Raw genomic sequence first — 9,046 nt, forward strand, 5'->3', positions numbered from 1 at the left:
TCGCCCATGAGCAAGCCTCTGATGTACCTGCTGGCCGGCAACGGCAGCGCCGCCGATTGGTGGAATGACGCGCTGCCGCATTTTCAGCGTTACGACGTGGTGCCGCTGGAGCTGCCGGGCTTCGGCGCCAACCCGCAGCCGCCCTGCGAGGATCTGGCGGCTTACGCCCAAACCTTGTTGGCGATGACGCAAAAAGGCAGCGCGATCATGGCCGTCGGGGTCAACGCGTTGCTGGTGCTGCATGCGCTGCAACGTCGGCCCGGGTACTTTTCTCGTAGTGTTCTGTTGGCGCCGGTGGGCGCCTTTTTGTGGCAGCGCCGATTGCCGGCGTTGATGTCACCGCTGCCGATCCGCAAGTCCATTCACTGGCTGCTGTCGAACAAACCCACGCTGTTCGCCCGCAAGTTCTCCAACCAGACCTGGACACCCGCGCAGTACCAGCGCATGGGCGCCGGTTATGCGCGTTGCCGTGCGTTTGTGCCGCACTGGGATCTGATCCGTGCCGACACCGCGCTGCCATTGCTGGAGTGGATCACCGACCCGGTCCAACTGGTCTGGGGTGATCAGGACAAGGTGCTCGGCATCGAGCAAGCCGCCGCGTGGTCAGCGATTCTTGCGCGTGCAGATCTGACCATCAGCCTTCAACCCGGTTGGGGCCATTACCCGTGGATCGACGCGCCCGCGCAGTTTGCGCAGTGGCTGGAGTCAGGCGAACGCGGGTTTGTCGCGCACACCAAGGGCGGGCGTTTGCGTCTGGCGGAACTGGCCCGGCAACCGGTGCCGGCGGCGCTGACCCTCAATGATTGCAACGACCCGCGACTACCGACCTTCCTCGCCCGCCAACCACAGGCGATCTGGGCGGTGCGCTCTTCCAGTTATGGCGAAGATCAGGCCGACTCGGCGAATGCCGGTTTGAGCACGACCTACCTGCGCGAGCCGGCCGCCAACGTGCCGGCACGTATCGCCGAGCTGACAACCGAAGGTGTCGAGGAAGTGGTGGTGCAGCGCTTCATCACGCCGCAGGTGTCGGGCATCGCGTTTGTGCGTCATCTGTCGGTGGAACTCGAATGGGTTGAAGGTCATCTTGAGTCCCTTGCCGATGGTCAGATCAGCCCGGAACGAGCGACGCTTTCGCGGCTCGGCGATGCCTGGCGCAGCGGCACGTTCACGGCCGCCCATGGGTTGACCGAAGACGTGCTGTGGCGCTTTCTCCAGGATGTCTTGCGGGTGTTTCACTATGTGCCGGGCGATGTCGAATGGGCCTGGGACGGTACGCAACTGTGGCTGCTGCAATACCGGCCGATCAGCGACTACGGCTGGCGCCGGCACCTGACGGCCGCCAACATCGCCGAGATCCTGCCGCCGCAACCCAGCGTGCTGGTGGAGTACGCCCAGCGCCGGGCCGCCGCGAGCATTCCGGCGATCATGGCCCGTTGGGATGCGCGGGTGTTGCAGGACAACGAGCCGTTCACGGCGGTATTTGGCGGCGCGTCCTACATCAACAACGACCTGTTTCTCGCACGATTGGCCGACTGGGGCATCAGCGCCAGCAACTATGCCGGTGAAGTCGGCGGCGCGACTCCGCATCTGCCGTGGCGACCGCTGCGGATGTTGCGTTCGCTGCCGTTGTTTTTGCGCATGCAACGTATCGCTCGCGGTCATTTGCTGAGCCTTGAGCACGGCTTGCAGCGCTTCGACCGGGAGCTGACCGACCTCGTCGCCCAAGGTGCTGACGGTCAGCAACTGGCCGACTGGTTCACCCGGTTCTATGTGTTCGTGGTGCAGGGCAATTTGTGCATCGCCACGGCGCTGGCCAGCAGTGGCGGGGACTGGCTGGGCCGACCGCCCACCGCTTACGACAACCTGGAAAACAGCCCCCATCGACTGCCGTGGGAGACCGATCCGGCCACACCTCGACCCGCGTCGAGCGCGTTGCCATTACAGGCGTTCCCGCAATGGTCAGGGCTGATTCGCCTCGCTCATTCAACCGGCCTGCCGGGCCTGCGTGGTTACTACCTGCAAGTGCGCGAGTGGTATCGCGACAACCTGATGCGCATCTTCTTCCGCCTGCATCACGCCATGCCACTGGCGGATCGCGAACATTGGTTTGCGCCGCACCCGGACATCCGCACGCGCGACGGCAGCTTCTGGCAGGACGGCCGCGAAGGTGCCGAACAAGCCACCGGATTCATGATTTACCCGGGGCAGGTGCGGGGCATTCTTGGCGAAGACATCTTGCTGGAAGACACCCTCGATCCCGGGCGCCACGCGCACTATCAGGCCGCGCGGGCGGTGATTGCGCGGATGGGCGGGCGGTTGTCGCATGGTTCGACGTTGTTGCGGGAACTGCGCAAGCCTTCGGCGGTGATGCCGCAGGTGGATCTGGCGTGGATCGGGTGCGAAGTGTTGTATCGGGATGGTGAGCTGGAATTGATGAATTCGAAGGATGTGAAGTGAACGCCCGATACTTCCATGGGTTGATGTCTGGTTTGCTCGTGCTTGCTCAGGTGGGCCATGCCGCCGATGCCGTGATAGTCGGCAATTCAATGGGTCAGTCACAGGTCCTTCACGGCCCGGCGGCGGCAGTTGTAGACATGGAGTCATGTCGGTTCTCAATGCCGCTGCTGCAAGACCAATGGTTGACGTTCGATGATTTCTATCCGGTCTTCGTGGCAGCCAAACAGTTGCCCAAATCGTCCAGCGCGCCTCGCTTGTGGCAAGCGCCAACGTCGAGTGGCTCCGATTGGCACTTCGAGAAACCCTCCAACCTGAGCCAGCCGTGGTTTGGTTTGATGTGTGAAAGTACGGAATTCTTTTCCCGCCTCACCGCCTGGAAACCTCCGGAAGACGATGCGTTTGCGGTGCAAGTCCTGCGTGATGACAACGACCGAAGGTGCCCGGCGACCCTCACTGATCACGGTTGGGTGCCCAACGAGTTGGCGGGTCGCGGGAGCACCTACACCTTCGAGCAATGGGCTGGGGAGGCTTCTTCAGGGTTCATCTTCGGCTTCCACGACAAGTCACGACGGCACATTACCCGCGTCGCTTTTTGCCTGCTGCGGGGTAAAGACGTGCTGATCGGCTCGGCGGAATCAGGCTCGGCCAAACCGTTGGCGATCAGCACCGAAGGATTTGAACAAATCAAAACAGCGGTGCGCAGCATCGCCTTCGAATGAATACCCAGACGATGAATGTCAGAGATGGAGTTACAGCGTGAAAGGATTTTCGATTGTTCTCGGCAGCTTGCTGTCAGCTGCCACTTCCATCGCATTCGCCGCTGATCCCGACTTCAAGGATTACGCCGTCACCCCCGTTTTCAGCGGCCCCAACCATGAGCCGGTGCAGCAAGAGCAAAGCAACGCGGTCATGGACAGCACCCGGGCGAAGGCCCTACAAGGCAAGGTCAACTTCGCCGGCCATTACATCCTGTACAGGTTCGGCTGTGGCGGCGGCGCCATTTGTGGCGAAGTGCTGGACGCCCAGACCGGTGATGTCGTTGGTGGTCTTCCGAATGCCTACGACGGCAGCACTTTCGACACGACGTACCTGCCCGATAGTCGCTTGATCATCATTTCCGGCGTCACGCTCGATGGCGAAGAAGATGCCCAAGGAAATCCTCTGGAAAACCGTAACCGGGATCGGTACTACGAATTCGTGAACAACGAGTTCCGGCTGCTTGGCATGACCGACGTGGAATCACCGTCGATTGATGAGGAATGAGTGGATGAACCGTCTACTCGCGGGCAGCCTTAAGTGGGTGATGATTGTCATCAGCCTCTTCGCTTCCGCCAATGCCTTGGCTGAGAGCATTCAGATCGTCGGGGTTGGCGGGCACATGTTGACGCTGAAGGATAAGAAATGGAGCAGGCCTGCTGCGGAGTTGGCGATCGCCTCGTTTACCGCGAATGGCAAGACTTTCCCACTCTATGTTTCCGACGTTGGTACCGAAACGCATGACAGTTGGCTAAGCCCTGACAAAAAAACAGTGCTGCTTCTTCAGACTCTGTATGGCGTTGTCATTGGTCAAGAGGCTGAAGAAATTCCAACAGAGGAGACTGGTTGCGGTGTCGTTTCGATGGAGACCGGTTGCGTACTGAGTCAGCACGCAGCCACGTTTTGCTACGGCAAGTGGGAGGGCAATCGATGGACCTCCGGTGAAGGGGAAGTTCTTGACCTTGCCTTGACGACACCGTCTCCAAAGGATTTGTTGAATCGAGTCGCAAGTATTGAGGTGCCGCAATCTCGCGTGGAAGAACTCGAATTCAATCTTCGCACTATAAGTCCAGACGCCTATATGGCTTGTCACCCACCGGCGCGCAATGTTCAAGCTCTCAACGACCTAGCCTTCTACCTGGCCGAGGGCGGTAACGATGAACTTGCATTGAAGTTTTATCGAGGCGTTGAGGCCGTCGGCAAACGCACGGTACTGATGTTGAACATCGCCGACTCACTCTGGCGCCTTGATCGCAAAGACGAAGCGCAGCGCTATTACAGCGAGTACCGCGACGCGATGAGCGCGGACGGTAAGGCGCAGAAAATACCTCAACGTGCAGTTGAGCGATCCGTTATTCAGGGAATGAAACATTGAACATGTTTGTGCGCTGTATCGCGTTGTCCTTAGGCCTGCTGTCCGCTTCAGCCGTGCTCGCTGAGGACACTTGCAAAGTCATCACCGTGAGCTGGCAGTACGATGAGTGTGTGGAAGCCGACCGCAAGAGTGCCGACGCAAAACTCAATTCCAGCTACAAAAAACTGATGGCGCGATTTGAATCTCGATGGAAGCCTGAGCCTGAACAAGGAAAGGCTTACATGGCTATGGCAAAAGACTCGCAGCGCGCCTGGATCAAGTTGCGCGATACCACTTGCCCCCTCGATGCCACGGATGTCGAACCTGGTTCGCAGGCATATACCTTGGTGCTCAATAAGTGCATCGCCAGAATGAGTCTAGAGCGTGCAGCCTTCCTGGATGCGGTCGTTCCGGATGGTCCGAGTGAAGTGGTCGATGTCGCCAAGGTTTCCAGTTCTGCTTCGCAACGATACGGCGATGTGGTGGCTCGTTATGTCACTACGTTTGGTAGCCCCTGCCTCAATGTTCAGATCCTCGCGCCCGAGGGCAATTGGCGGGAGCTCTCCTCAAAACGGTTTTGCAGTTTTAACGGCAAATCGTTTTGGGATGGTTACGCCAGTGCCTTGTTTGAGGATCATGCATTCACTTCGGATGGTTTACAGCTGACGCTCAGCTTGTTCGAGCTTCGTGAGGAGGCAGAGAAGCGCCTCGCCTGTGTAATTCCGATTCAAAACGAGCAAATCAAAGAGCTGAAATGCGGCGCACCTGAGTCATCGTGAAACCATCAGCGTAAATATTTAGAAGATTGATCAGCAGGGAAGTGATCGGAATTGAACAGGCTCTTAAGTTGTTTTGGTGTGCTCGGGCTTATCGTCGGCTTGTCGACTCAGCCGGCATCGGCAAGTGACCCTCAAACCATCGGTGAACTGCATCCTCCGGTGGTTGCTTCGTTGGGTGATCAAAAGATCACGGTGTTCTTTTTGAAGAACAACCTCAAGGGTCAGGTCAGGGGCGTGCATGTGCCACGTGCCGAGATTTTCTACGCGCCCATGAATGCGGTGAAACCTACGCTGAATTATGTGTGGAAGGTTGAGGATGAACAAATTGCCTCGGTGTTCTTCTTCGAGCGCAAATTCCCTGAGCGAGCGGGGAAGTCCATGTTTGTCCTGACAAAACACAAAGTTCTGGACGAACATTTCGAAGGAGATTCCTATTCGGTGCTGGAACTTCCAATCTTCAAGGACGGCGATCACTTGGCTTTGCAGTTCTTTCGGGGTGACCTGCCAGATCCTGAGTTACAGAACTGCCTTGACGGTATCAATCGGGAAGATGGCGTAGAAGTCGAGTGTGCTTACAAGGATGCGGCGAGCATCAAGAAGTACTTGGCGGATCTGGATGGAAGGATGATTTCGGATTCGAAACTGGATCAGGGCAACCGTCAGAAGCCACTCAAAACTGATGGTGACAAGGCCAGTGTTGCTTGCCCCTCACTCAACTTTTCAACGTTTCTCTCAGCCTTCTCTGAACGCGCGGACGTGCAGAAAGCTTTCGTCCAGCAGCCGCTGAAAATGGTCACGACTGTGGCCGGTGATCCCGAGCCCGAGATGCAAAAAAGCAGCCTCAGCGGCGATCAGCTCAATTTCCCGATCATCCCGGATGTAGCGAAGCGAGAGGCCCAGGGCCTGACGTTGACCGTCAAGGAAGAGCAGGGTGACCACGCCGTCGCCATCCTGCAGAAACCGGATACCGATTATGTCTTCGAGTATCGGTTTGCCCGTGGGCCATGCTGGCAGCTTGAAGAAGTGATGGATTACTCGCTTTGAAACAGGTGGCAAGTTGAAAAGATTAGGTTTGATTGCGTTATTGATGTGTTCTTTCTCTGCGGTGGCGGCGCCGATGTTCCCGTCTCTCACGTCGTGCAGGGATGCTGATAGCGACTGTGCGCTGGCGCTGAAAGACAACTTTCTGGTGGACGCACATTCCGGGCAGCGCCTTTCCGAGACGGCGGAGCCGGCAGGGGCGATGAGTGACTTCTGGCTGTATCGAGATGGCGAGCGCTACATCCTTCAGGAAGAAAATTACTCCCAGGCGAAGTCGCGCCGTTGGCTGGTTTTCACCTATGACAGCGGCAAAGTGGTGCTCGACGGCGCTTATGTTTTCTCGATCGACATTGATATGAACACCGGGCCCTACTGGCATGGCTACGACTGCCGAGGTGATGCCAAGCCGTTCGCCGTGCCTACGAAAGACTCGTTCAGTGAAGTCGCTTTGGATGCGTTATGCGGGGAGGCCGAAGGCTGGGTCGTCTCGGGCGGGGATACCAAGGTGCCGGTGTCGGCCAAAGGGCTGGCCGTCAGTGTTCCCGTTTATCACGCCCGCAACCGCGATGGTTCAGCGACTTACCTGTTCACTGAAAGCGATGATCCGGATCTTTCGAAGCTAATTTGCCTGTCCAACTGTGCTGATATCGCGAAAGCGCCGGAGCGCGTTTCGCAGGAGACGGCGCCGTTGAAGGGCGGGCAGGATGGAACGTTGTGCTCGGATGACGAAGACATTTACTTCAGCTGCCCGCTGGAGGGCGGCAAGACGGTTTCTGTTTGTGCGCGGGGAAACAGCAAGCCCACGGCCGGTTCTGTTCAGTATCGCTACGGTGTGCCGGGGAATATCGAGATGGTCTACCCGAAAAATGCTACGCCACCCAAGGGCAAATTTTTTGTTGTAGATGCGTCGGAAGGCAGCGTGAACCTGAACATCATCAAGTTCAAAAGCGGTGCGTATACCTACCTCGTTAACCAGGCCTTCGTGAGTTATCTGAAGGTGCTCAAGGGGGACAAAGTTGTATTCCGACAGTCTTGTAATGCCGGTGGTCATGCTTACGTACACCGGTTGGCGGATTTCGGACTAGAGAAGGCCCCAAAAAGCGCAGAGGACTTTCGCTAGTTGCTGTTGCCGAAGAATGGAAGAGGGGACTCAACGTCCCCTTTTTTCCGCCCGCGATTCAGCTACGGCTTGGTCTGATACTCCCGAAACTCAATGTGATCGAGCGTGCCTTCCACCATCAACCGCACGCCATCCGCCATTCTGCTCAGGCCCAGTGCCATTGAGCGGCGGGGGCCGTCGAGGTCGTCGGCCAGGTTGGCGGCGAAGGCGCTGATGGACAGGAGGTCTTCGGAGGCGTTGGCCATGAGCGCTTCGGCGTCGGCGTTGGGGCAGAGGGCGAACAGGCCACCCAGGCGTTTTGGGCGTGGGATGGTAGGTTTGAAGTGGTGGTCGAGGGCGCGTTCGGCGGCTTCGTGGAGTTTCTTTGAATCGGGGGATTCGTAGGGGGAGGTTTCTGGTGTTTCTGGGGGATTGGGTGTTGGTTTGATCATGGATGTCATCCCTGGAGTTAAGACGCTGACACCGTTTCGCTTTGCACTTCGAAATAGGTGGCAGCTGTGCGTTGGTGTGCAAGACCGGTCCAGGTGCCCGGCAGACCCAAAGGTCTCCGACGCACAGCCGCCATAACGATCCGCGAGCATAGGAAAAGGCTCGGCGAAATGCCATTGCGATTGTGCACCTGAACCGGACTTGCACGTCCGAGTCACCGATTTTGCGGCGACACACAGAGGCTATCGACGATGGTCCAGTCTGCCTAGTTCATGGACAGCACCGCAGTTTGAAGGACATTTCCCAAGGATTTGCGAGGTAGAGGAACAAGAAACCACAGCCTTCGGCAGCTCCTACAGGAATGTGTTTCTTCAGGTGTAGGACGGGGGGATGGTGTGACGCGTAGCGTCACGGGAGGCATTCCCACGCGGAGCGTGGGAAAGATCAGGTTGTGGGGCGTAAATCGTGACTTGGTAGTCATCATGCGAGAAAAGACCTACATCGTCTTCTATCAATCCAGGATGGTGGCGAATCCATCCGAATCCCTTACACTCCCCCAGCCGTTCATTTTCCTTTTGAGGCTGTGCGCATGAAATTTCGTTTTCTTCTGTGGATGCTGGGTCTGTTGATGGGTAAGGCCAGTCGGACAAATCCTGCGTTCCAGCAGCAGTTGGGTGACAAGGATCTGGTGTTTCAGCTACAGACTCTGGACGGGAAAGTGGCGCGGCATTTCGTGGTGAAAGATCAGCGCATTACCAGCAAGTCTGGCGTGGTGGCGGAGCCGGCGTTTGCGATTGCATTCAAGGATGCGGCGTTCGGGTTTGCCACGATGCAGGCGAAGAACAAGCAGCTGGCGTTCATGCAGGGGATTCAGGACAAGTCGATACAGCTGAAGGGAAATCCGGCGCTGGTGATGTGGTTTCAGGGGTTGATGAAGTATTTGAAGCCTAGGAAGGCCAAGCCAAAGGCTTGATGCGTTCAGTTGGACCGAGTTGGATTCATCGCGGGCAAGCCCGCTCCCACAGGGATCGCGTAGATCTTGTGGGAGCGTGGCTTGCCCGCGATGCTTTTAAGCCTGGCTGAACTGCGAAGCCAGGTCCCGCAGCAGCA

9 protein-coding genes are annotated in these 9,046 nt (G+C 57.7%); 8 read left to right on the forward strand and 1 reads right to left on the reverse strand.

Translation table 11 applies throughout. The annotated features are described in order from the left end of the window. Positions 1 to 6: 6 nt before the first annotated feature. Genes JKA62_RS24230 through JKA62_RS24260 form a run of 7 tightly spaced genes read left to right on the forward strand, consistent with a single transcriptional unit; the run spans position 7 to position 7,507 of the window. The gene (locus JKA62_RS24230; RefSeq protein WP_201819819.1) at positions 7 to 2,457 is read left to right on the forward strand and encodes an alpha/beta fold hydrolase; all 2,451 of its coding nucleotides are present in this window, start codon (positions 7 to 9) and stop codon (positions 2,455 to 2,457) included. Continuing rightward, on the forward strand, positions 2,454 to 3,176 hold the full coding sequence (locus JKA62_RS24235) for a hypothetical protein (protein WP_285354284.1): 723 nt from the start codon (positions 2,454 to 2,456) through the stop codon (positions 3,174 to 3,176). The genes JKA62_RS24230 and JKA62_RS24235 overlap by 4 nt, the downstream gene beginning before the upstream one ends. 37 nt (positions 3,177 to 3,213) lie before the next feature. Continuing rightward, on the forward strand, positions 3,214 to 3,720 hold the full coding sequence (locus JKA62_RS24240; protein ID WP_285354285.1) for a hypothetical protein: 507 nt from the start codon (positions 3,214 to 3,216) through the stop codon (positions 3,718 to 3,720). 4 nt (positions 3,721 to 3,724) lie between these two features. After that, positions 3,725 to 4,588: a tetratricopeptide repeat protein gene (locus JKA62_RS24245; protein WP_201819821.1), complete on the forward strand. Its 864-nt coding sequence runs from the start codon at positions 3,725 to 3,727 to the stop codon at positions 4,586 to 4,588. A 2-nt stretch (positions 4,589 to 4,590) separates the two neighbouring features. Then, positions 4,591 to 5,346 carry a lysozyme inhibitor LprI family protein gene (locus tag JKA62_RS24250; RefSeq protein WP_201819846.1) on the forward strand — a complete coding sequence of 252 codons (756 nt, stop codon included), beginning with the start codon at positions 4,591 to 4,593 and terminating at the stop codon, positions 5,344 to 5,346. Between the two features lie 51 nt (positions 5,347 to 5,397). Next, positions 5,398 to 6,390 carry a hypothetical protein gene (locus tag JKA62_RS24255; RefSeq protein WP_236676646.1) on the forward strand — a complete coding sequence of 331 codons (993 nt, stop codon included), beginning with the start codon at positions 5,398 to 5,400 and terminating at the stop codon, positions 6,388 to 6,390. Between the two features lie 28 nt (positions 6,391 to 6,418). Then, the gene (locus JKA62_RS24260; RefSeq protein ID WP_236676647.1) at positions 6,419 to 7,507 is read left to right on the forward strand and encodes a hypothetical protein; all 1,089 of its coding nucleotides are present in this window, start codon (positions 6,419 to 6,421) and stop codon (positions 7,505 to 7,507) included. A 62-nt stretch (positions 7,508 to 7,569) separates the two neighbouring features. On the opposite strand, the gene JKA62_RS24265 is transcribed toward JKA62_RS24260, so the two are convergent. Continuing rightward, positions 7,570 to 7,938 (reverse strand): DUF6124 family protein, encoded by a 369-nt coding sequence (locus JKA62_RS24265; protein WP_011336569.1) that lies wholly within the window; start codon positions 7,936 to 7,938, stop codon positions 7,570 to 7,572. A 587-nt stretch (positions 7,939 to 8,525) separates the two neighbouring features. On the opposite strand from JKA62_RS24265, the gene JKA62_RS24270 reads away from it, so the two are divergent. After that, entirely contained in the window at positions 8,526 to 8,909 is a 384-nt protein-coding gene (locus JKA62_RS24270) for an SCP2 sterol-binding domain-containing protein (protein WP_096817262.1), read from the forward strand. Positions 8,910 to 9,046 lie beyond the last annotated feature (137 nt).

Origin of the sequence: Pseudomonas sp. B7, from assembly GCF_016735645.1 — a bacterium.
Classification (GTDB): Bacteria; Pseudomonadota; Gammaproteobacteria; order Pseudomonadales; family Pseudomonadaceae; genus Aquipseudomonas; species Aquipseudomonas glycinae.

What these genes read in the sequence shown, in the direction of transcription:
- JKA62_RS24230 (WP_201819819.1), top strand. Translation starts at nt 7, where the DNA reads ATGAGCAAGCCTCTGATGTACCTGCTGGCCGGCAACGGCAGCGCCGCC.
- JKA62_RS24250 (WP_201819846.1), top strand. Translation starts at nt 4,591, where the DNA reads ATGTTTGTGCGCTGTATCGCGTTGTCCTTAGGCCTGCTGTCCGCTTCA.
- JKA62_RS24265 (WP_011336569.1), bottom strand. Translation starts at nt 7,938, where the DNA reads ATGATCAAACCAACACCCAATCCCCCAGAAACACCAGAAACCTCCCCC.
- JKA62_RS24270 (WP_096817262.1), top strand. Translation starts at nt 8,526, where the DNA reads ATGAAATTTCGTTTTCTTCTGTGGATGCTGGGTCTGTTGATGGGTAAG.
- JKA62_RS24245 (WP_201819821.1), top strand. Translation starts at nt 3,725, where the DNA reads ATGAACCGTCTACTCGCGGGCAGCCTTAAGTGGGTGATGATTGTCATC.